22 protein-coding genes are annotated in these 20,610 nt (G+C 60.7%); 11 read left to right on the forward strand and 11 right to left on the reverse strand.

The annotated features are described in order from the left end of the window. Window positions 1-374: 374 nt before the first annotated feature. From AADA15_RS09355 to AADA15_RS09365, 3 genes are all read left to right on the forward strand, one after another. Window positions 375-719, forward strand: coding sequence for a YbaB/EbfC family nucleoid-associated protein (locus AADA15_RS09355; protein ID WP_192964403.1), 345 nt, complete (start codon window positions 375-377; stop codon window positions 717-719). Window positions 720-879: 160 nt separating this feature from the next. Beyond that, window positions 880-1,482, forward strand: a complete 603-nt coding sequence (gene recR, locus AADA15_RS09360; protein ID WP_341641291.1) for a recombination mediator RecR — start codon at window positions 880-882, stop codon at window positions 1,480-1,482. Window positions 1,483-1,494: 12 nt separating this feature from the next. Beyond that, window positions 1,495-1,926, forward strand: coding sequence for a hypothetical protein (locus tag AADA15_RS09365; RefSeq protein WP_341641292.1), 432 nt, complete (start codon window positions 1,495-1,497; stop codon window positions 1,924-1,926). Here the strand turns inward: AADA15_RS09365 and ltaE are convergent. Beyond that, entirely contained in the window at window positions 1,917-2,969 is a 1,053-nt protein-coding gene (gene ltaE, locus AADA15_RS09370; RefSeq protein ID WP_341641293.1) for a low-specificity L-threonine aldolase, read from the reverse strand. The genes AADA15_RS09365 and ltaE overlap by 10 nt on opposite strands. Before the next feature lie 184 nt (window positions 2,970-3,153). On the opposite strand from ltaE, the gene AADA15_RS09375 reads away from it, so the two are divergent. Then, complete coding sequence (locus AADA15_RS09375; RefSeq protein WP_341641294.1) at window positions 3,154-4,926, forward strand: carboxyl transferase domain-containing protein; 1,773 nt, start codon at window positions 3,154-3,156, stop codon at window positions 4,924-4,926. A 68-nt stretch (window positions 4,927-4,994) separates the two neighbouring features. Here AADA15_RS09375 and AADA15_RS09380 read toward each other — a convergent pair whose 3' ends face one another. Then, on the reverse strand, window positions 4,995-5,768 hold the full coding sequence (locus AADA15_RS09380; RefSeq protein ID WP_341641295.1) for a DUF1013 domain-containing protein: 774 nt from the start codon (window positions 5,766-5,768) through the stop codon (window positions 4,995-4,997). Window positions 5,769-5,921: 153 nt separating this feature from the next. Between AADA15_RS09380 and AADA15_RS09385 the strand changes: the two genes are divergently transcribed. Then, a complete protein-coding gene (locus AADA15_RS09385; protein WP_341641296.1) occupies window positions 5,922-6,581 on the forward strand; it encodes a ribonuclease T2 family protein in 660 nt (219 codons plus the stop codon). 387 nt (window positions 6,582-6,968) lie between these two features. Here the strand turns inward: AADA15_RS09385 and AADA15_RS09390 are convergent, their stop codons facing one another. Then, window positions 6,969-7,958, reverse strand: coding sequence for an NAD(P)H-quinone oxidoreductase (locus tag AADA15_RS09390; protein WP_341641377.1), 990 nt, complete (start codon window positions 7,956-7,958; stop codon window positions 6,969-6,971). 131 nt (window positions 7,959-8,089) lie between these two features. Continuing rightward, window positions 8,090-8,800 (reverse strand): COQ9 family protein, encoded by a 711-nt coding sequence (locus AADA15_RS09395; protein ID WP_341641297.1) that lies wholly within the window; start codon window positions 8,798-8,800, stop codon window positions 8,090-8,092. Between the two features lie 155 nt (window positions 8,801-8,955). Here AADA15_RS09395 and rpsU point away from each other — a divergent pair, with 155 nt between their 5' ends. Further along, the gene (gene rpsU / locus AADA15_RS09400) at window positions 8,956-9,162 is read left to right on the forward strand and encodes a 30S ribosomal protein S21 (protein WP_005614280.1); all 207 of its coding nucleotides are present in this window, start codon (window positions 8,956-8,958) and stop codon (window positions 9,160-9,162) included. 397 nt (window positions 9,163-9,559) lie between these two features. Here rpsU and AADA15_RS09405 read toward each other — a convergent pair whose 3' ends face one another. Continuing rightward, a complete protein-coding gene (locus AADA15_RS09405) occupies window positions 9,560-10,729 on the reverse strand; it encodes a cytochrome P450 (protein WP_341641298.1) in 1,170 nt (389 codons plus the stop codon). Between the two features lie 85 nt (window positions 10,730-10,814). Between AADA15_RS09405 and AADA15_RS09410 the strand changes: the two genes are divergently transcribed. Then, window positions 10,815-11,321 (forward strand): MarR family winged helix-turn-helix transcriptional regulator, encoded by a 507-nt coding sequence (locus AADA15_RS09410; protein WP_341641299.1) that lies wholly within the window; start codon window positions 10,815-10,817, stop codon window positions 11,319-11,321. Between the two features lie 130 nt (window positions 11,322-11,451). Here the strand turns inward: AADA15_RS09410 and ppk2 are convergent, their stop codons facing one another. From ppk2 to AADA15_RS09425, 3 genes are all read right to left on the reverse strand, one after another. Then, window positions 11,452-12,369, reverse strand: coding sequence for a polyphosphate kinase 2 (gene ppk2, locus AADA15_RS09415; RefSeq protein WP_341641300.1), 918 nt, complete (start codon window positions 12,367-12,369; stop codon window positions 11,452-11,454). A gap of 207 nt (window positions 12,370-12,576) precedes the next feature. Beyond that, window positions 12,577-14,187, reverse strand: coding sequence for a GMC family oxidoreductase (locus AADA15_RS09420; protein ID WP_341641301.1), 1,611 nt, complete (start codon window positions 14,185-14,187; stop codon window positions 12,577-12,579). A gap of 248 nt (window positions 14,188-14,435) precedes the next feature. Next, window positions 14,436-14,894 (reverse strand): Lrp/AsnC family transcriptional regulator, encoded by a 459-nt coding sequence (locus AADA15_RS09425; protein ID WP_341641302.1) that lies wholly within the window; start codon window positions 14,892-14,894, stop codon window positions 14,436-14,438. Window positions 14,895-15,028: 134 nt separating this feature from the next. On the opposite strand from AADA15_RS09425, the gene ald reads away from it, so the two are divergent. The 3 genes from ald (at window position 15,029) to AADA15_RS09440 (ending at window position 17,771) form a co-directional block, all read left to right on the forward strand. Beyond that, entirely contained in the window at window positions 15,029-16,147 is a 1,119-nt protein-coding gene (gene ald / locus AADA15_RS09430; RefSeq protein WP_341641303.1) for an alanine dehydrogenase, read from the forward strand. Window positions 16,148-16,394: 247 nt separating this feature from the next. Next, entirely contained in the window at window positions 16,395-16,835 is a 441-nt protein-coding gene (mscL, locus tag AADA15_RS09435) for a large conductance mechanosensitive channel protein MscL (protein WP_341641304.1), read from the forward strand. A 129-nt stretch (window positions 16,836-16,964) separates the two neighbouring features. Beyond that, window positions 16,965-17,771, forward strand: coding sequence for a mechanosensitive ion channel family protein (locus AADA15_RS09440; RefSeq protein ID WP_341641305.1), 807 nt, complete (start codon window positions 16,965-16,967; stop codon window positions 17,769-17,771). Window positions 17,772-17,915: 144 nt separating this feature from the next. Here the strand turns inward: AADA15_RS09440 and AADA15_RS09445 are convergent, their stop codons facing one another. From AADA15_RS09445 to AADA15_RS09455, 3 genes are all read right to left on the reverse strand, one after another. Beyond that, window positions 17,916-18,443: a GNAT family N-acetyltransferase gene (locus AADA15_RS09445; protein ID WP_341641306.1), complete on the reverse strand. Its 528-nt coding sequence runs from the start codon at window positions 18,441-18,443 to the stop codon at window positions 17,916-17,918. Between the two features lie 8 nt (window positions 18,444-18,451). Next, window positions 18,452-18,901, reverse strand: a complete 450-nt coding sequence (locus AADA15_RS09450) for a YtoQ family protein (protein ID WP_341641307.1) — start codon at window positions 18,899-18,901, stop codon at window positions 18,452-18,454. A gap of 67 nt (window positions 18,902-18,968) precedes the next feature. Then, window positions 18,969-19,604: a class I SAM-dependent methyltransferase gene (locus tag AADA15_RS09455; RefSeq protein ID WP_341641308.1), complete on the reverse strand. Its 636-nt coding sequence runs from the start codon at window positions 19,602-19,604 to the stop codon at window positions 18,969-18,971. A gap of 86 nt (window positions 19,605-19,690) precedes the next feature. Here AADA15_RS09455 and AADA15_RS09460 point away from each other — a divergent pair, with 86 nt between their 5' ends. Next, complete coding sequence (locus tag AADA15_RS09460) at window positions 19,691-20,581, forward strand: LysR family transcriptional regulator (RefSeq protein WP_341641309.1); 891 nt, start codon at window positions 19,691-19,693, stop codon at window positions 20,579-20,581. Window positions 20,582-20,610: the final 29 nt, after the last annotated feature.

Raw genomic sequence — 20,610 nt, forward strand, 5'->3', positions numbered from 1 at the left:
TTGCCCTACGGGTGCTTGGGCAGAAGTTTGCGACAAAGAACGTCCCTCCTGGGATCCCGCATCTGGGCCTGCCACGGCTCTGGACGAACTGATAGAATTATCCTCTCTTCCAGTTCCCGTAGCCCTCTTTGCTCTGGTCATTGTAGCCTTGGTCTCGCGATCACGGTTTCTGTACGCCTTGGCTGGTTTCTTGTGGGGCAGCTTAGTCTTGATCGTCTCGTTGGACGCCTATGGCCCCATTGTTGACGATCTGCGGTTTTACGCCATCAAAGAAGGCTGCATCGGCCCGCCGGGCTTGTTCATTGCGCTCGCAATTGCGATATGTGCTCTGATGACTTACGGCGCCCTGCGCCCCCGCACTTAGGAGAATACAGATGCTCAAAGGCCTCGGCGGTCTTGGTGATATGGCCAAGATGATGAAATCGGCTCAGGAACTGCAAACCAAGATGGCGCAGATGCAGGAAGACCTGCACAACGTCATGGTCACCGGCGAGGCCGGCGCGGGCTTGGTCAAGGCCACCGCCTCGGCCAAGGGCGACCTCAAGGCGCTGGATATCGACCCCTCGATCTTCAATGGCGATGACAAGGAAATGGTCGAGGACCTGATCCTAGCCGCCATCAAGGACGCCCAGTCCAAGGCGGCTGAAAAGGCGCAGGAAGAAATGACCAAGCTTACCGAAAGCATGGGTCTGCCCAAGGACATCAAGCTGCCGTTCTAAGGCCCTTTGCGCTCTGGCCATGAAAGAAGAAGGCGGCTTCGGTCGCCTTTTTTGTGTCTGTGGCCATAGTGCAAACAAAACCTGAACATCTGCTCTGGCGCCCCTTGCCTTTGCCTCGCGCGGTGCGACTATAGGACCAGAAACCTCAAAGGCTCCCGCAATGCACGACCGCTCCACAAGCGATATCGAGACCCTGATCGACCTGATGGCAAAACTGCCCGGCATGGGGCCGCGCTCGGCCCGCCGTGCGGTGCTGCATCTGGTGCGCAAGCGGGGGCTGTTGCTCACCCCCCTGTCGGACGCGATGAGCCGGGTTGCCACCACCGCCCGCGAATGCCTGAACTGCGGCAATGTGGGAACCAGTGATATATGCGGCATCTGTGAGGACGAGGGCCGCGCGAACGGCGAGCTATGCGTGGTCGAAAGCGTTTCCGACCTTTGGGCTATGGAGCGCGCTGGCGTTTTCAAGGGACGCTATCACGTACTGGGCGGCACCCTATCCGCACTTGACGCCATCGGCCCCGAAGACCTGCGCATTCCGCGCCTCGTGGACCGGGTCGGCAGCGAAGCGGTCAGCGAGGTCATCCTCGCGCTCAACGCCACCATCGACGGGCAGACCACGGCCCATTACATTGCCGATCAGCTGGGCAACCAGGTGAAACTCACCTCGCTGGCGCAGGGCGTGCCCATCGGCGGTGAGCTGGATTATCTCGACGATGGCACCATCAGCGCCGCACTCAAGGCCCGCAAGGAACTCTCGTAAAGGCAAAGAGCCATGCCCAAGGCCCTGACACGCCCTGTCCTGATTGCCGCCACCCTTTATTTCACGGGTGTCTTCGCCTGCGGCTTCATTCTGGGAACCATCCGGATCCTTGTCCTGCTGCCGCGCATGGAAGAGATCTGGGCGCTGCTTCTCGAACTGCCGGTGATCCTGACGCTCAGCTGGCTGATCGCCGGGTGGATCATCAAGGGCCGCAGCGCTCTGGGCGCCCTGCCCGCCCGCCTTGGAATGGGAGGCTGGGCCTTTCTGCTGCTGATGCTGGCAGAGTATCTGCTGGCCACTACGGCTATGGGCCTGTCTGGCGCTGAAGTCTTTGCCCGCTGGACAACCCTTGAAGGCGCGTTGGGTCTTGCAGGGCAAATCCTCTTTGCCCTGCTCCCGGCGCTCCGCCTGCTGACAGAGCCGCGTGGCTCAAGTCAGCTATAGTAGCTTTCGAAGGCCTTTGTCGCGGCTGAAAGCCCCTCGTCGCTGACATCCTTGTGCAGGACCAGCCGGATCGGCCCGCTGTCCCCTGCCCCGATGACAACACCCGCCTTGGCCAGATGCGCTTGCAGGGCCGTATTGCTCCCTTCGGCCGGGGTGAAGAACACCATATTTGTGGACTGGACGACCTCTCCGACGTCAAGGGCGCGCAAGGTCTGGGCAAGCGCTTCGGCGCGGGCGTGATCCTCGGTCAGGCGCTCCACGTTGTGCTCCAGCGCCCAAAGGCCAGCCGCAGCCAATACGCCCGACTGCCGCATGCCGCCCCCCAGCATCTTGCGCCATCGCCGCGCGCGGGCGATGAGGTCAGAGGGGCCAACCAGAACCGAGCCGACCGGGGTGCCAAGCCCCTTGGACAGACAGATCGACAGCGTATCGAACATCACCGCAAGGTGAGTTGCAGAACATCCCAGCGCCCCGATGGCATTGAAAAACCGCGCGCCGTCGAGATGCAGCGACAGACCGGCCTCTCGCCCCGCATCGGTCATTGCGCGCATCTCGGCCAAAGGAATGGCCTGCCCGTTGTGGGTGTTCTCCAGTGACAGAAGGCGGCTGACTGGCATGTGGGAATCGTCGGGTTTGACCGCTGATGAGATGCCGTCGGGGCTCAGCGCTCCGCCGGGCTGCACTGGCAGTGGATCAAAGGCGATGCCGCCAAGCACTGACGCACCAGCCGCCTCGTATTTGAAGACATGATAATCCCGCCCGGTGATGATCTCTTCACCGCGCCCGCAATGAGACAGAAGCGCCGCAAGGTTGCTTTGGGTGCCGGTGGGCAGGAACAGACCGGCCTCCTTGCCAAGGCGCTCGGCAAGGGTCGCCTCCAGGCGGTTGACCTGCGGATCCTCGCCATAGACGTCATCGCCCACTTCGGCCGAGGCCATTGCCTGACGCATGCCCTCATCTGGCCGGGTCACCGTATCGCTGCGCAAATCGCAGATCACACTGACATCGGCACGGTCTTGGCTCATCCCTGCATATTGGTTCATTGCATTTGCTCCCTCGGGGTTTGCGGCCACGCTAGCGACAAGAGGCATGGTAGAAAACCCCGAAGTCCATCGGCGCATGGTCCTGTCATGAAAGGCCGCTTTCGCAAATGACCCAACGGCCGAATTGACAGCATCCCTGCACCGGCGATTGACTGATCACCGGGGAGAAAAGGGAGGACGGCTGGTGACAGTCATCAAGGCAGAAAGCGCCGCAATAGTGGCAGAAGTGCATGTCGAAACCGGACAAAAGGTGCCCGAGGGCGCGGTTCTTCTCGCCACCGAATTGATGAAGATGCGCCACGAAATCCGCGCACCGCATTCGGGTCTCATCAGCGCTGTTCATATCAAACCCGGCGACGAGCTGCAGGGCGGCCTGCCCTTGATCACCCTTGAGCCTGCCGAAGTTTCCGTTGCAACGACGACATCCGAAGAGGCCGAGCGCCCGGATATTGCGGAATATGCCGCGCGGATGGCCCTGCTAGACGACACCGCCCGCGCAGACGCCGTCGCAAAACGGCACGCTCAGGGCTATCGCACGGCGCGCGAGAATATCGAGGATCTGTTCGATCCGGGCAGTTTCACAGAATACGGCGGGCTTGCCGTCGCCGCCCAGCGCGGCACACGCAGCCTTGATGACCTGCAGGCCCGCACCCAGGGCGACGGTATCATCTGTGGCATAGGCACCGTGGAGGGGCGCACAGTCGCGGCCATGGCGGTGGATTATATGGTTCTGGCAGGCACTCAAGGCTTCAACCATCACCGCAAGATGGATCGCCTGATTGAGGTCGCGGGCCGCGACCAGCTGCCCATCGTCCTTTTTGCCGAAGGTGGCGGCGGGCGCCCCAATGATGGCGATGCGGCGCTGATCATGGCGGCCTGGCTCAATGTGACCTCGTTTCGCCATTTTGCCGCCTACAAGGGTCCGAAGATCGGCATCGTTGCGGGCTATTGCTTTGCCGGGAATGCGGCCCTCTTTGGCGTTTGCGATCTGCGCATTGCAACCAAAAGCAGCTGGATCGGCATGGGCGGCCCCGCGATGATCGAAGGCGGAGGCCTTGGCAAGGTCGCCCCCAGGGAGATCGGTCCAAGCGAAGTCCAGGTCGAAACCGGGCTGATCGACCTGCTGACCGAAGATGAAGCAGAGGCGGTTGCGGCAGCCAAACGGCTTTTGACCCTGTCGCAGGACCTCCCCCCACCTGACGAGCAGACACAACAGGAGCTGCGCAGCGTGGTGCCCGTGGACCGGACCCGCGCCTATGACATGCGACACGCAATCGATGCCATCGTCGATTCAGGCAGTTTTCAGGAACTGCGGCGCGGCTTTGGGACAGGCATGATCACCGGCTTTGCCCGCCTTCAGGGCCGTTCCATCGGTCTCCTGGCCAACAACCCGCTGCACCTTGGCGGGGCAATCGATGCCAGTGCCGGGGACAAGGGCGCACGGTTCCTGCAGCTTTGTGATGCCTGGGGACTGCCGGTGGTGACCTTATGCGATACGCCGGGTTTCATGGTTGGCCCCGAGGTCGAGAAAACCGGTCAGGTCGCACATGTCTCGCGACTGTTTCTGGCAGGGGCGCATTTCAGTCAACCGCTGGTGACGCTGATCCTGCGCAAGGCCTATGGGCTGGGCGCCATGGCCATGGCAGGCGGCGGCCTGGACCGTCCGCATTTCTGCTGTGCCTGGCCCACCGGAGAGGTCGGCGCCATGGGTCTGGAAGGCGCGGTCAAGCTGGGTCACCGGGACCATCTGGCCGCGCTCAGCGACCCCGCCGAGCGTGAGGCCGAGTATCAAAGGCTGGTCGATGAGCTCTATGAGCGCGGCAAGGCCCTGAATGCGGCCAGCCTTCTGGAGTTCGATGCAGTGATCGACCCAGCCGATACGCGGGACGTGCTGCACAGGGCACTGGCCAGCGCCGGCCCTGCATCGCCGGGCTCCCGCTATGCGGACGCCTGGTAGGGGCGCCAAATGAAAAGAGCCATGCCGCAAAGGCATGGCTCCTGAAGCATCAGAGAAGAAGCACGGTATCAGTACCGTGGATCGACCCCGTCTTCATCTTCGTCATCATCATCATTGCCGGAAGGCAGGTTGAAGAAGCTGTCCGCATCGCGGATCGGCTCATCGTCCTCGCGGCTGTCGCCAGAGCCACCACCCAGGGTGAAGGTTTCAAGCCCTTCGATTGCGGTCGGAATCTTCGGCTCCTGATCCATCTCCAGCGATTGCTCGGTCGAAACCAGCTTGCGGCGCTCGTCGTCGCTCATCACGCCGCCCTCGGCTGCCTTCTTGGCAGCGGCCTTTTGCACGGCGGCGTCCAGTTCGGACTGCTTGCACAGACCCAGCGCCACCGGATCGATCGGCTGCATGTTGGCGATGTTCCAGTGGGTGCGCTCGCGGATCGACTGGATGGTCGGCTTGGTGGTGCCCACCAGCTTGGCGATCTGACCATCCGACAGTTCCGGATGGAATTTCACTAGCCACAGGATCGAGTTCGGACGGTCCTGACGCTTGGACAGCGGAGTATAGCGCGGGCCACGGCGCTTTTCTTCTCCGGCGGCAGCCGGGTTAAACTTAAGCTTCAGCTTGTGCAGCGGATTGGCTTCGGCCTTGTCGATCTCGTCCTGCGTCAGCTGGTTGTTCGCGACCGGGTCAAACCCTTTCACACCCGCAGCCACATCGCCATCAGCGATGCCCTGGATCTCCAGCTCGTGCATGCCGACGAAATCGGCGATCTGCTTGAAGCTGATCGTGGTATTGTCCACCAGCCACACGGCGGTCGCCTTGGTCATCAACGGTTTTGCCATGCGCGTATCTCCTTAAAACACGTTTGCCCCACGGACACCCAGGTACATCTTTCCCGTCGCCTGAAATAGGCTGCCCCGAGGTCTGGGGCGGGTTTCCGTTGTCGGGGAACTTCACTTCTATATAGTCGCCTTGTTTTCATAAGGAAAGAGGCGATGCGCAGGTTCTTGCTGGCAATTGCAACCGTGGTTTTCGGGCTGATTTCGATCCCCGCCCTGGCCGAAAGCAACCGGGACAGAGAGATTCCGGGAGAGTTCGACTACTATGTCCTGAGCCTCAGCTGGTCCCCCAACTGGTGCGCGATCGAGGGCGATGCCAAGGGATCAGACCAATGCGACAGCCGCCACGATCACGGCTGGACGCTGCACGGGCTCTGGCCGCAGTACCACCGGGGCTGGCCTGATTTCTGCCGCACGGTTGAGACGCCCCCCACCCGCCGCCAGACCACCGAAATGGCCGATATCATGGGCAGCCCTGGACTTGCCTGGCATCAGTGGAAGAAACATGGCAGCTGTTCGGGCCTAAACCCCGCGCAGTATTTCGCGCTCTCGCGTGAGGCCTACGCGCAGATCACGCGCCCCGCGGTTTTCCGCAAACTTGACAAGGTTGTGAAACTACCCGCCTCTCTGGTGGAAGAGGCCTTTCTGAAAGAGAATCCGGCCCTCAGCAAGGACAGCCTGACCATCACCTGCCGCGATGGCCACATTCAGGAGGCCCGCATCTGCCTGTCGCGCGCCCTTGATCCCGTGCCCTGCGGCCGAGACGTGATCCGCGACTGCACCTTGAAGGATGCGCTCTTTGCCCCGGTTCGGTAGACTATTGTCCGCCCCAATGGCTTGGCTGCTCATTTTGAACGTAGGTTTGCCGTGGCTGGGGTCAGCGATGATCGTGTCGGCGTTTCAACACGGCAGCCAGCGTCAGGTCTTTTACTGGCTCTTTGTAATCCTATTGTTCACGTTCAACCAAATCGCCGCCCGCAAATGGCAGGCATTTCGCTGGGCCTTTTGGAGCATTTCCGCGCTCAACCTGTTGGCTATCCTTATGGGAGGGCTCGCATTCTCCACCATCGCACACTCAATCCCATCGGCAGTGCGGTTCCTACTGAGATATTGAAGATGCAGCTTCCAAATCGCCAACGACGCACGGCGCCCAGCGCAGCCTGTGCAAAAATAATCGCACAGGCCAACAGTCAAGCGTAGCTGTCAGAGGTCGGCGACCTTCAGGACGATCTTGCCGATGTGGCCTGAGCTTTCCATGCGGGCGTGGGCCTCTGCGGCTTCCTCCAATGCAAAAACGCTATCCATTACAGGTGCCATCCTGCCCGCTTCCACCAGCGGCCACACCGCCTCGGCCAGATCCTGGGCAATACGGGCCTTGGCAAGATCGCTTTGCGGGCGCAGGGTCGATCCCGTCACAGTCAGGCGGCGCGCCATGATCTGGGCAAAGTTCAGCTCTGCCTTGGGGCCGGACAGAAACGCGATGTGCACCAGACGGCCATCATCGGCAAGGGCCCTGATGTTGCGAGGGATATAATCGCCCCCCACCATATCCAGGATCAGATCGGCGCCACCCTCGGCACGCAGAATCTTCACGAAATCCTCGTTGCGGTAGTTGATCGCGCGCTCTGCCCCAAGCTCGAGACAGGCCTTACATTTCTCGTCAGATCCGGCGGTAGTGAAGACCCGCGCACCCAGCGCCGAGGCCAGCTGGATCGCCGTCGTTCCGATCCCGGAAGAGCCGCCATGCACAAGGAAGCGTTCGCCGGCTTTCAGCCCGCCACGCGTGAACACATTCGACCAGACCGTAAAACAGGTTTCCGGCAGACAAGCCGCCCGTTTCATTGACTGGCCCTTGGGGATCGGCAGGCAATGGGCCGCCGGTGTCACCACGTATTCCGCATACCCCCCACCGGGCAACAAACCGCACACCTTGTCGCCAACGGCGTATTCCGTGACACCTGCTCCGATGGCGACCACTTCCCCCGAGGCTTCAAGCCCCGGCAGATCACTGGCACCGGGGGGCGGATCATAGGCCCCTGCCCGCTGCAGCGCGTCGGGGCGATTGACCCCCGCATATGCCACCTTGAGCAGCAGTTGCCCGTGCCCCGGCGTGGGAACCGGCCGCTGGGTGAGGGTCAGAACCTCGGGGCCTCCCGGCTGTGAGATCTCGATCGCGCGCATCGTATCGGGCAAACCATCCGGCATGCTAAGGTCCTTTCACTGGGTTATTTTCTACGTGCATATCACCGGCATCGACGCGCTCAAACTCTGCGTGTGTTCCCTGCCCGAATTCGCTGGGTCACATGCCCAGGCCAGACCGAAACCTATTGGCGTTCGCGCCGCCCCGGCATGTCCCCGGCCATTTTCGGTTTGCGGATCTGGCCAGCCAGCCAGGCAGGCCCCGCAAGAAAAGGCTTCAAAAGGGGGTTCTTCTGTACATCGGCCTTCAGTTTCTCGAACTGCATCACATTATCGATGCGGCGGTCCAGAAACTCCCAGGTTGCGTGATGGCCGGGCGTCTCATCCCCGAGCCAGAACAGGACCGTGGACGAATAGACGCCAGACAGGGTCGCGCGCTTGCTGTACCAGTTGATGTCCTCGGAGGTGTCCCCCAGCGCCGTCCATATCGCGTCAGCCGTACCCCAGATCGCCTTTGCACCATCGGCGGCATGAGTGGGCAAGGCAAAGAGCGTGACACCGCGGCGCACGGCTTCCTTGTCCTCAACCGCCTCAAGGCGGAATCGCACGGCGGCGGCGATCTTGTCGCGGAACCGGAGGCCCGTGAGATCTTCTGCGGCCAGACGTTCCAGCATCAGACGATCCCCGCGCCGGTGATAGGCCAACGCCAGATCCACCGCCCCGCGCGGGCACAGCACCCGCGCCAGAACCGGGTCCATTTCGCAATCGGCGATGGCCGCTGCAAAGGTCGCCTCGGTCCAGCCATCAAAGGCCACATGCATCAAGGCTGCATCCAAAAGCGCTTCGATATTCGCAGGACCGCCGCTGTGGGTATTCTCGGTAGACTGCTCTGTCATGCTGCTTCTCCGTAACGATTGAATGCAGGGTTTGCGCTCCTGCGCCGACCGGAAAGGGCCGTCCAGCACAGTACTAGACATGTTAGATCGGTTTTGCTATACGGCCACCTCCTGCAAATCCTTGCAACTCAAATTAGAAAGGTGGTGAAAACCACATGCAGGTTAGTGTTCGTGACAACAATGTCGATCAGGCGCTTCGTGCCCTGAAGAAAAAGCTGCAGCGCGAAGGTGTGTTCCGCGAGATGAAGCTCAAGCAACATTTCGAGAAACCCTCCGAGAAGAAAGCGCGCGAGAAAGCTGAAGCGATTCGTCGTGCCCGTAAACTGGCACGTAAGAAAGCACAGCGCGAAGGTCTCCTCTAAGATCTTCCTCCGGTTTTTTCTGGATGCTTTTGACGACCCCCGCGGCCCTGCCCGGGGGTTTGTCGTTTTTTGGGACGTTTTTTATGTACATCTATTGATAGTCAGGCCAAATCGCTAAACTTATACGTGTACAACGGGGTACATTTTGCTATTCATAGGTGAGGGTTCTCAAACCTTGTTTTTTCAAGGCCAGGAAACCTCATGCCGAAGCTGGAACAATCGGCACATTCCCCGGAGGCGGCTCCGCCCTCCCCCAAACTGGCGTTAGCCTTGCTTCCTGCACCCAAGGCTTGTAGCTCCTTCGGGGTATTCCTCCCTGCCTTCAAGCATTTGTGCGCTTTGCGACGTGGCAGAGATGTTTAAAAAGTGCTTGCGAGCGAGCCGATGAGCCGGACCTTCAGCCGATGGGATCCCAGGTGACAGGCACGGCCAGAGGACCCCGGAATGCCCATCCTCCAAACCTCGTCTCTCCCTCCAAGGCCAGCCGCGGCAGGCGTTCGAACAACATTGGCAGCGCCACCTCAGCGATCAGCGCACGAGAAATCCAGGCCCCTGCACAGAAATGAGGACCTGCGCCAAAAGAGATTGCAGCCCGGCTGTCTTGATGGATGTCGTAGACATCCGGCCTCACAAAAACCCGCTCGTCCCGGTTGCCGGATCCGAACATCAGGAACACGCGATCTTCTGGCATCAGTTCAACCCCATGCAGAGTGTAGGGCTGAGCGACCCGGCGCGGTGACATGCCAATGGGAGAAATCCAGCGCGCGTATTCCTCAAAGGCCTGCAGCCATGTGGCTTGTCCGGTTCTGACCGCTTCCAGCTGTTCGGGGTGCTGCAGCAAAGCCCAGGCGGCTCCCGCGATTGCATCACGTGGCTCGTTCTGTCCGCCCGAAATGGCCAGTTTGATATTTGCCCTTATCTGATCCTCCGGCAATCCGGCCGCCTGCTGGACCCGCAACAGAGAATACACACCTGCGTCTGCGGGCTGCTCCCACATCTCACTGATATGCGCGTCAATCATCCGGGTGCTCTCATTGCACCGCGCCTCGACCGCTGGATCACCAGCGTAATTCGCGCAGCCGTCGATCATGCCCTGGCTCACCGCGTCCATTTCCTCGGCCTGCATGCGGGTCAGCCCGGTCACGGCCTTCAGGGCTTCGGCGGACACCGGCATGGCAAAATCGCGCACCAGATCGCAGCGCCCCTTTGGCGCCAGATCGTCCAGGATCCGCATCGTCGCCTTTCGGAACAGGGACAGCCAATGCTGTTTCACTGTCTTGGGTGAAACAGCCGGAAAGATCGCCTTGCGCTCCCGCATGTGCGCAGCGCCATCCTTTCGCATCATGTTCTGCCCCATCAGCCGGGTCATCAGCCCGCCGGGCTGATCCGACAAGAACACCTCGATCCGTTTTTCCTCGCGGAATATGTCATCGCGCCGCGTGATCAAGACCGCATCAAGCTGGGGCACATAGGCAACCGGCCCCTCTGCCCTCAGCCGGGCCAAGTCGGGATAGGGGTCGCGCCAAAAGGCCTGCGGATCGATTTCGTAGACAGGTCTGTGCGCCATCCTATGCTCTCTCCCGGGTGCTCCACATCAGCAAGACTGCGCACCTGCTGTTGTGGTGTCAACACACATCCCTTAGACTGCCACCATGAATGATCTGACCGATGACATGTTCCTGGTCCTGCCGGATGGCCGTGACGGCAGCCCGGCGGCGCCCACGCTGGACTTCAATCGAAGCCCGGTTGTAACGGTGACATTTGCGGGCAACCGCCTGACCCGAAATGCTGCCCGTGCCTATCAGCAGGAATTCGGCGTCGGTGTGATGGAGTGGCGCATGCTTGTGATGCTGACACGCGATCCCGGCTGTTCGGTCGGGCATGCCGCCCGCACCACAGGCATCGACAAAGCCGCCGTCAGCCGCGCTCTCCAGCGGATGGAACAGGCCGGTCTAGCACGGGCCGAGGTTCTCGGCGGAGATGAGCGCCGCAAGTCCTGGTTTCTGACCGGGGAAGGCCATGCGCTCCATTCCAGAATGCTTCCGCGCGCACTTGATCGGCAACGCAGCCTGCTCAAGGGGTTTTCGCCCGAGGAACTGGCTGCCTTCGCCGGATATCTCCAGCGCTTTCTGAATAACATGGCGGATGATGCAGACTAGTCGGGCGAAAGGCCGCAACGCTTGCGGCGCGCGTACGCCGCGCATCGCGCGGCGCCGGGCCCAACGGAGAGGGTGCAGCCCATAGGCTGTACCAGAACCGGCGGGAGCGCCACACTGCGCCCCAAGAGCCTCAGTAGACCTTTGGCACGTATAGCTCGTCCGGCAGAACCCTGCGCTCGTAATCCGGGTTGTACTCCCGGTCCGGCAGCGTGACCTTCTCATGCGGCACTTCCTTATAGGGCACCTTCGTCAAGAGATGCTCGATGCAGTTGAGCCGCTCGCGTTTCTTGTCATTGCCCTCGACGATGTACCAGGGCGCCTCGGGAATGTTCGTGCGCTCGAACATGTCCTCCTTGGCCTTGGTGTACTGCTCCCAGCGGATGCGACTTTCCAGATCCATGGGCGATAATTTCCATTGTTTCATAGGGTCGTGGATCCGCATCATGAACCGCAGCTGCTGCTCTTCATCGGTGATGGAAAACCAGTATTTCAACAGGATGATCCCAGAGCGCACAAGCATGCGCTCAAATTCCGGAACGTCCTGGAAGAACTGCTCGACCTGATCATCACTGGCAAAGCCCATGACCCGCTCCACCCCGGCGCGGTTGTACCAGGAGCGATCGAACAGCACGATTTCCCCGGCCGCCGGCAGATACGGCACATAGCGCTGGAAATACCACTGGCTCTGTTCACGCCGCGAGGGCGCAGGCAGGGCAACAACCCGGGCCACCCGCGGGTTCAGACGTTGGGTGATGCGCTTGATCACCCCCCCCTTGCCGGCACTGTCACGACCTTCAAACAGAATGCAGATCTTTGCGCCGCTGTGCTGGACCCAGTCCTGCAGCTTGATCAGTTCAGCCTGCAGGCGCAGAAGGTTGCGGAAATAGACTTTCCGGTCCAGCATCTCGGGATGCTGCGACCGGTAGATCTTGCGCAATTCCATCGACAGCATGGGCTCGGCGAATTCGATTTCGAAGTCCTCGTCCAGCGTGTCCTGAAGTTCGGCATCCAGCCAATCAAACGAATCAGGTTCCTTGTCGCTGGTCACGGTACTGCTCCTTCCAATTCACTGGTCTGCGTGTCTGCACTAGCCACTGGATGTGATTGTTTGATGTCACACCGGAGCCCAGGTACAAATCAGCCGAAAAACCGACGCGCGCGGGCTATGCGTGGTCAGGGAGTGACCCGCACAGCCCCTCCGCCGCGCAACCAAGGGAATCGAAAATTGTCAGCGCCTGCAAGCGCAAAAGCAATTTCAGACAGTTTTGTCGCTTGATCCGGTCCGGGCCGCCGCCAAAATCATGTCGGAAGCCTTTTCAGCGATCATGATTGTCGGGGCATTGGTGTTGCCGCTTGTGATCGTCGGCATGACGCTGGCATCCACAACCCGCAAGCCCGCCACGCCACGCACACGCAATTCGGGATCCAGTGGCGCCGTTTCGTCCGTTCCCATATGCACAGTGCAGGTCGGGTGGAAGATCGTTGTGCCAATATCCCCAGCCGCGCGCATCAGGTCCTGCTCATCATCCGACACAATGCCCGGCTTCATTTCTTCGGGCGCATAGGACCGCATCGGCGCCTGGGCCATGATGGCCCGCGCCTGACGAATTGCGGCGACAGCGACTTGCCGGTCGCCCTCGGTCGAAAGGTAATTCGGCTGAATGCTGGGCGCGGCCAGAGGATCGGCAGAGGTGATTTCCACCTTCCCCCGGCTTTCGGGGCGCAGGTTGCAGACGCTCGCCGTCAGTCCCGGGAAATCATGCAAGGGCTGACCAAACGCCTCAAGCGTCAGGGGCTGTACGTGATATTCAAGGTCCGGCGTTTCAAGATCGGGCCTCGAGCGGGAAAAGGCCCCCAGCTGGCTTGGCGCCATGGACATCGGACCAGAGCGTTTCAGCGCATATTCGAGGCCGATCTTGGCTTTTCCCAACAGAGAATTTGCAAGCGTATTGAGCGTATGGGCCCCCTTCAGGCGCCAGGCACAGCGCAGTTGCAAATGGTCCTGCAGATTGGCCCCGACTTGCGGCATATCCCGCAACACTTCGATCCCGTGCTCCTGCAACAGCGCACCGGGGCCAAGGCCCGACAGCTGCAGGATCTGAGGGCTGTTGATGGCGCCCGCCGACAAGATGACTTCGCCGCTGGCACGAGCGGTGAGCACCTCGCCGCCTTTCTGATATTCGACCCCGACAGCACGCCCCTCTTCAATGAGGATCCGACGGGTATGGGCCTGGGTTTCAACCTTCAAATCCTGCCCCGTGGCAGTTCGAAGGAAAGCCTTGGCCGTATTCATCCGCCAACCCGACCGCTGATTGACGCGGAAATAGCCGACACCTTCGTTGTTTCCGGTGTTGAAATCCGTGACCTTGGGCAGACCCCAGGAGGAAGCCGCCTCCATCCAGTCGTCCAGCACATCCCAATGCAGGCGCTGGTTCTCGACCCGCCATTCTCCGCCCGCGCCGTGCATGTCGGACGGACCTTCGACGTAGTCCTCGGACTTTTTGAAATAGGGCAGAACATCGTCCCAGCCCCAGCCCGCAAGGCCCCGCTGGCGCCAGCCGTCATAGTCTGCAGCCTGTCCTCGCAGGTAGAGCATCCCGTTGATCGAGGAACAGCCCCCCAGAACCTTGCCGCGCGGATAGATCAAAGCGCGCCCGTTCAGCCCCGGATCCGCCTCGGTACGATACATCCAGTCGGTGCGCGGGTTGTTGATGCAATAGAGATACCCCATCGGGATATGCACCCAGTGGTAGTTGTCACGCCCCCCCGCTTCAAGCAGCAGCACCCGGTACCCACCTTCGCTCAACCGCTTGGCCAGAACACACCCCGCGCTTCCTGCGCCCACAATGATGTAGTCAAACTGCATGGCCCGCTCCCCCGTCTTTCAATCGCCCCCCTTCTTGAAGCAGAAGCCGCGGAGAAATGTAAGACAAATAAAGCAGCGGCTCTTTTCCAAAGAACCAAGCCCTCCCGCGCCCTCAGATGCGCCGACTGCGTCGCCCCCTCTTGGCGGCCTTGGGCGCGGCAGCGCGCATAGCGCGCTGCCACGCCCAACGGGAGGTGGTCTTTTCCAAAAAAGGCCGCCGACGGGCGTGAGGGCATGATGCGTCCGGGTCAGACTGGCAAAGCTGTCGTCTTGAACACCGTACGCAGCGCAAAGCTCGATTGCATCTGAGCCACTCCCGGCAGGCGCGTCAGGTGCTGGCGGTGAATGCGGGCGAAGTCTTCGGTGTTCTCGGCCACCACCTTCAGAATGTAATCCGCGGTGCCTGCCATCAGGTGACATTCCAGCACATCAGGGATCCGCGACACGGCTTTCTCGAAAGCGTCAAGCAACTCATCCGCCTGTCCCTGTAGCGTGATTTCCACAAAAACGGTCGTGGGAACATTCAGCTTGCGCGCATCCAGCAAGGCTACATAGTTCTTGATAAAGCCGTCAGCCTCAAGCCGTTGCACGCGGCGATGGCAAGCCGAAGCAGAGAGGTTCACCTGCTCGCTCAGCTCAGCGTTTGAAATCCGGCCCTGCCGTTGCAGCACCTGGAGAATGCGACGATCCGTCGAATCAAGTGACATTTCTTCGAAGCCTTTTGCACATCTGTCTCAGATAGTCGAATATTCTTCGAAACACACCTTTTTATTTCGCCCAAAAAAGCAGCACATTCCGCAAGGGCAGACATATCCTCGTGAGGCATCAGGGAGGATACAGCATGAAAATCGGATGCCCCACTGAAATCAAACCTCAGGAGTTTCGCGTCGGCATGACACCGGATGCCGCTCACGAAGCGATCGTTCATGGCCATCAGGTGCTGATCCAACGCGGCGCTGGCACCGGAGCCGGCTACAGCGATGCGGATTACGAAGCTGTTGGCGCTGTCCTGATCGATACCGCCGAAGAAATTTTTGCCACCGCCGACATGATCGTCAAGGTCAAAGAACCTCAGGCGGCCGAGCGCAAGATGCTGCGTGAAGGGCAGTTGCTCTTTACCTATCTGCACCTCGCACCGGATCCTGAACAGACCCGCGATCTTCTGGCATCGGGCTGCACTGCAATCGCATACGAAACGGTAACTGACAAAAGCGGCGGCCTGCCACTGCTGGCACCAATGTCCGAAGTGGCCGGGCGGCTTGCGCCGCAGGTCGGTTCCTGGACCCTGCAAAAGGCCAATGGAGGTCGCGGCGTACTGATGGGCGGTGTGCCCGGCGTTGCTCCGGCCAAAGTCGTGGTGATCGGCGGCGGCGTCGTCGGCACCCATGCCGCCCGGATCGCAGCAGGCATGGGAAGTGACGTGACCGTTCTGGACCGTTCCCTGCAGCGGCTCAGATACCTTGACGATGTCTTTGGCGGTGTCTTTCGGACGCGCTATTCGACGGCGGCCGCGACGGCTGAACTTGTGCGCGAGGCCGATCTGGTGGTTGGCGCTGTTCTGGTGCCCGGTGCTGCCGCACCCAAGCTGGTGTCCCGTGCGCAGCTGAGCGAGATGAAACCCGGTGCCGCGCTGGTCGATGTGGCAATCGATCAGGGTGGCTGTTTCGAAACCTCAAAAGCGACCACCCACGCAGACCCGATTTACGAGGTTGACGGGATCATGCACTATTGCGTGGCCAATATGCCAGGGGCCGTAGCGCGCACATCCACCCAGGCCCTCGGCAACGCAACCCTGCCCTTCCTCCTCGCCCTTGCCGACAAGGGGTGGAAACAGGCCTGCCAGGACGATCCGCACCTTCTGGATGGTCTCAATGTGCATGCCGGCCAGCTGACCTACTACGCTGTCGGCAAGGCCCTTGGGATCGATGTCGTCTCTCCCACACTGGCGCTGAGATCCTGATCCCCCCGACGACGCCACAACCAATGTGACACGCGCCGCCTCATAATCTTTGGGGCGGCGCTTTTCCTTTTTGGTCTTGGTCCCCATTTCGCCACATGCCTGTCCGACGGTGCGTCAGAGACCGCAGAATTCCCCCCTGACATTTAAGAAAATTAAATACAAGACGCCGCTTCACCGCGTAAAATGCAACTCCAGACCTCATAGACATACCTTCATGGGGCTAAGCGCGAAACAAGGGGCATCCGTCATGCTGAAAGAATTCAAGGACTTCATCTCCAGGGGCAATGTCATGGACATGGCCGTCGGTATTATCGTCGGCGCGGCTTTCACGGCCATTGTCAAAAGCATGGTCGGTGATCTGATCAATCCGATCATCGGCCTGTTTCTGGGCGGTGTCGACTTCACCAACAGCTACGTGGTGCTCTCGGGAGAGGTTCCCGCAGGTGCCAGCCTCGAAGCGGCACGGGAAGCTGGCGCAGCCGTCTTCGCCCATGGCGCCTTTATCATGGCCGTCATCAACTTCCTGATCATCGCCTTTGTCGTTTTCATGTTGGTCCGTTTTGTCAACAAGACCAAGGAAGCCGCGATCCGGCAGGAAGCGGAAGCAGCCCCTGCGGAAGAGGCTCCTGCAGGTCCGAGCGAGCTGGATGTTCTCCTTGAAATCCGCGACGCTCTGAAAAAGCAATAGATCACGTCCCGGAACGTCAGCTCCATGCCGCCCTCCCCATTTGACCAGAGCCGTCCGCATCCGCTGACGCTCCTCGGGCATTGGACGCCAAAGAGCATGCAAAATCCCCCGAAGAGAGGAAAACAATAAATGGAAGACATAATCGAACAGGCTGGTGCCCTTTGGCCGCTGGTCGTCAGCTCCGCAAAGGCGCTGACGGTTCTGGCGCTCGGCTGGCTGGCCACCGGAATGATCAGCGCAGCCGTCCGCCGTCGCATCAACAAGACACCGCAGATAGATCCGACCCTGGGCAACTTTGCTGCCAGCATCATTCGCTGGGCGCTGCTGGCGGTCGTGCTGGTCGCGGTTCTCGGCATCTTCGGCATCCAGGCCACCAGCCTCGTGGCCATGCTGGGCGCCGCCACCCTGGCGATCGGCCTGGCTTTACAGGGCACCCTCAGCGATCTGGCAGCAGGTTTCATGCTGGTGCTGTTCCGACCCTATAAGCTGGGCCAATTTGTCGATATCGGCGGCACGGCGGGCACGGTCAAGGATCTGAACCTCTTCATGACCGAACTGGCGACAGCGGACAATGTTCAGATCATCATTCCAAATGGCAAGGCCTGGGGGTCGATCATCACCAACTACTCGGCGCACGATACGCGCCGTGTCGATCTGGTGTTCGGGATCGATTACGGCGACAGTGCCGACAAGGCCAAGGGCATCATCCTCCAGCAAGCGGCTGCGGATACCCGCGTCATGAAGGACCCCGCTCCGTGGGTTCGGGTCACCAACCTAGGCGACAGTTCGGTGGATCTTACCGCGCGGATCTGGTGCAAGGCCTCGGACTATTGGGAGGTGAAATTCGCCATGACACAAGCCGTGAAGGAGGCTTTTGACGCCGAAGGCATTTCAATCCCCTATCCCCACAGCGTTGAGATCAAAAAGGACGGCTAGCACTCCCGCCCGTCTTCGGGGCTTGCGCCACTTATCCCGTTGGGCCCGGCGCTTTCAAAGCACCCGTTTCCGCCTGTTGCAACGACGCAGCGCGCCTGCGCGGCGCCCGGCCCAACGCTGTATTCTGTCGCCGAAGGCACAGACTCAGGGGCGGGAGCGCTCCGTGGTCCTGCTCATCACAAGGGTGGGCTTACCCTGATAGCTGGCTGGCTCTTGCCGTACCCGGTACCCTAATTTCAGAGCCACCTTCTGAGACACGTCATGCGCGGGATCAAACAGACAGACTGTTTCGCTCCAGTCTTTGCTTTCATCGGCCCAGCGGTGCATCGCGCTTACCGCCTCACTTGCGAGTCCGCGGCCATGGGCCTTGGGCGCCAAAACCCATCCCGCCTCGGGAAGATGATTCAGCGTCGGCTCTATATCGCGTTTGAAATCAGAAAACCCGACCTCGCCAAGAAACCCGCCACTATCGCGATCCTTCACCGCCCAGTAACCATATCCCATCGCCTGCCAATGCCCCATATTCCGCAAGAGGCGTGCCCAAGAGGCCTCGGGCGTGGACGGAACACCGCTGATGTAGCGCACGACCACCGGATCCGCCCAGAGCGCCGCGACGTCCGGGAAGTCCTCTGCCCGGTGCGGCCGCAGGATCAGCCGGTCGGTCTCCAGCACGACATCCCTCACGTCGGCAGCTGCCCCGTCAGCACATAGGTCAGGATCTCCACGACCTGTCGCGGCTCCTCAGCCGCCGCCAGGGCCGCTGCATGCACTTCTTTCAAAGCGTGCTGATGCTCCGGCAGGCTCAGAACGATAATGGATTTGCCCAATGCCGCCGCATAGCCTGCATCAAAAGCCGCATTCCACTGGCGGTACTTTTCGCCGAAACGCACGACGACCACATCGGCCCCCTCGATCCCCTTGCGGGTCCGGATCGCGTTGACCATGGCGCCCTTGTGATCATGCCAGTATTTGTTTTCTTCGGCGCCGAGAATTGCCACGCCGCAGTCATCACTGGCGGCGTGATCAGTTACGGGACTGTTGAAGGTCACATCCAGACCTGATGCCCCCGCAATGATCTGTTCCCGCCAGTCGGTGTGGATTTCGCCCGAGAGATATACGTTCAAAGTCATGTTGTCCTCCGTTCGCTGTCCTGCCCTGCTTAGACCGGATCGCTGCGGCGGACCAGACCGGCCAGTCTTACGTGCGCCGCGCCACCAGGAACCGGTTTGGCGGATTGGCCGGGTAGTTCCCCGTCTCCACGATCTCGAAACCGGCAGCCTCAATGCGCGCCTGCCAATCTGCGATCGACATGAAGTGCACCACGCTTGGCGCCTTCCCGAACAACTGCATGACCGGAATCATCACCCGCATCATCAGACGTAGAAACACACTCTTGCTGTCCTTCAGGCAGGGGGTCTTCGAGATGAACAGGCCTGCGGGGCGGATCCTGCTGTGGACTTGGCCCAGCGCAGAGTCCAGATCTCCGACCAGATGGAACAGATTGAAGCCCATCACGGCGTCAAAGGCTTCCTGCGGTGCGTCTGCGACATCCGAGACGACAAAGCGCAGGTTGTTTTCCCCCGCCTCCTCTTTCTTGCGCTGCGCAATGGAAATCATTGCCGGCGCAATATCCGTGGCCGTGTAGCAGGCAACCGCATCCCGAAGGCGCAAAGCCGTGGTACCTGTGCCGCACCCAAGCTCCAACACGCGATCCTCGGGCCCCAGATAGCTGCGAACTCTCTCAAGCGTATAATCGTAGGCGGCAGGATCTCCGACCGGGCTGCGGGCGTATTTTTCTGCGATCCTGTCCCAGAACTGAACGGATGATGACATGGCTCTGATCTCCTTTGCCGACAGAATAGCGGCCGAGCCCTCATGCAGGAATTGCTCAAAATCGCAGTCTGTATATACATCAATGTATGAGCAGCCCGCCCAACAGGTTTGACTGGAACCATATCCGCGCCTTTCTGGCTACGGCCGAGGAAGGCTCGCTGTCCGCGGCAGCCCGCCGTCTGCACCTCACGCAACCCACACTCAGCCGTCAGGTGGCCGCGCTGGAGGAGGAACTGGGCCTCATGCTGTTCGAGCGGATCGGCAAATCCCTGCACCTGACCCAGGCCGGAGTGGAGTTGCTGGAACACACACGCCCCATGGGTCTTGCCGCCGACAGGATTGCCCTGGCCGCCATGGGGCAATCCCAGTCGATCACGGGAACGGTGCGGATCACCGCCAGCGACATCTACTCGGCCTATGTGCTGCCGCAGATGCTGCACCGCCTTTCGAAACTGGCGCCAGAGCTGAACGTGGAGATCATCGCGGCCAATGACATTCGCGACCTGATGCGCCGCGAAGCGGATATCGCCATCCGCCATGTCCGGCCCGAGCAGCCTGAGCTGATCACACGCCTCGTGCACGAGGATACCGCCCATTTCTATGCCGCCCCCACCTATCTGGAGCGCTTCGGAAGACCGGAGGTCTTCGAAGACCTGTCCCGCCACGAGTTCATCAGCTTCGGCAGCGTCAAGGAGACGATCGACTATCTGCGACCGCTGGGCATCACATTGACGGCGCGCAACTTTCGCCATAGCTCGCACAATGGTCTTGTCGCATGGGAACTGGTCAGGAAGGGCTTTGGCCTTGCCCCCATGGCCGACCGTGTCGGCACCCTGACACCGGAAGTCGAACGTCTCTTCCCCGGGATGGAGCCGATCCGCTTTCCGGTCTGGCTGACGACGCACCGCGAGTTGCACACCAGCCGCAAGATCCGCATCGTCTTCGACCTGCTTGCAGATATGCTCTCCGCAAAATGAAACCGCGCCCCGAAGCGGAGCGCGGTCTA

The organism is Phycobacter sedimenti, assembly GCF_038148855.1.
Lineage (GTDB): Bacteria > Pseudomonadota > Alphaproteobacteria > Rhodobacterales > Rhodobacteraceae > Phycobacter > Phycobacter sedimenti.

Coding starts and splice junctions, on each gene's coding strand:
- AADA15_RS09410 (WP_341641299.1), top strand. CDS start 10,815: ATGAATGATCTGACCGATGACATGTTCCTGGTCCTGCCGGATGGCCGT.
- AADA15_RS09405 (WP_341641298.1), bottom strand. CDS start 10,729: ATGGCGCACAGACCTGTCTACGAAATCGATCCGCAGGCCTTTTGGCGC.
- AADA15_RS09385 (WP_341641296.1), top strand. CDS start 5,922: ATGCGCAGGTTCTTGCTGGCAATTGCAACCGTGGTTTTCGGGCTGATT.
- ald (WP_341641303.1), top strand. CDS start 15,029: ATGAAAATCGGATGCCCCACTGAAATCAAACCTCAGGAGTTTCGCGTC.
- AADA15_RS09365 (WP_341641292.1), top strand. CDS start 1,495: ATGCCCAAGGCCCTGACACGCCCTGTCCTGATTGCCGCCACCCTTTAT.
- AADA15_RS09380 (WP_341641295.1), bottom strand. CDS start 5,768: ATGGCAAAACCGTTGATGACCAAGGCGACCGCCGTGTGGCTGGTGGAC.
- ltaE (WP_341641293.1), bottom strand. CDS start 2,969: ATGAACCAATATGCAGGGATGAGCCAAGACCGTGCCGATGTCAGTGTG.
- mscL (WP_341641304.1), top strand. CDS start 16,395: ATGCTGAAAGAATTCAAGGACTTCATCTCCAGGGGCAATGTCATGGAC.
- AADA15_RS09455 (WP_341641308.1), bottom strand. CDS start 19,604: ATGTCATCATCCGTTCAGTTCTGGGACAGGATCGCAGAAAAATACGCC.
- AADA15_RS09460 (WP_341641309.1), top strand. CDS start 19,691: ATGAGCAGCCCGCCCAACAGGTTTGACTGGAACCATATCCGCGCCTTT.
- AADA15_RS09420 (WP_341641301.1), bottom strand. CDS start 14,187: ATGCAGTTTGACTACATCATTGTGGGCGCAGGAAGCGCGGGGTGTGTT.
- rpsU (WP_005614280.1), top strand. CDS start 8,956: ATGCAGGTTAGTGTTCGTGACAACAATGTCGATCAGGCGCTTCGTGCC.
- AADA15_RS09425 (WP_341641302.1), bottom strand. CDS start 14,894: ATGTCACTTGATTCGACGGATCGTCGCATTCTCCAGGTGCTGCAACGG.
- AADA15_RS09355 (WP_192964403.1), top strand. CDS start 375: ATGCTCAAAGGCCTCGGCGGTCTTGGTGATATGGCCAAGATGATGAAA.
- AADA15_RS09450 (WP_341641307.1), bottom strand. CDS start 18,901: ATGACTTTGAACGTATATCTCTCGGGCGAAATCCACACCGACTGGCGG.
- recR (WP_341641291.1), top strand. CDS start 880: ATGCACGACCGCTCCACAAGCGATATCGAGACCCTGATCGACCTGATG.
- AADA15_RS09395 (WP_341641297.1), bottom strand. CDS start 8,800: ATGACAGAGCAGTCTACCGAGAATACCCACAGCGGCGGTCCTGCGAAT.
- AADA15_RS09440 (WP_341641305.1), top strand. CDS start 16,965: ATGGAAGACATAATCGAACAGGCTGGTGCCCTTTGGCCGCTGGTCGTC.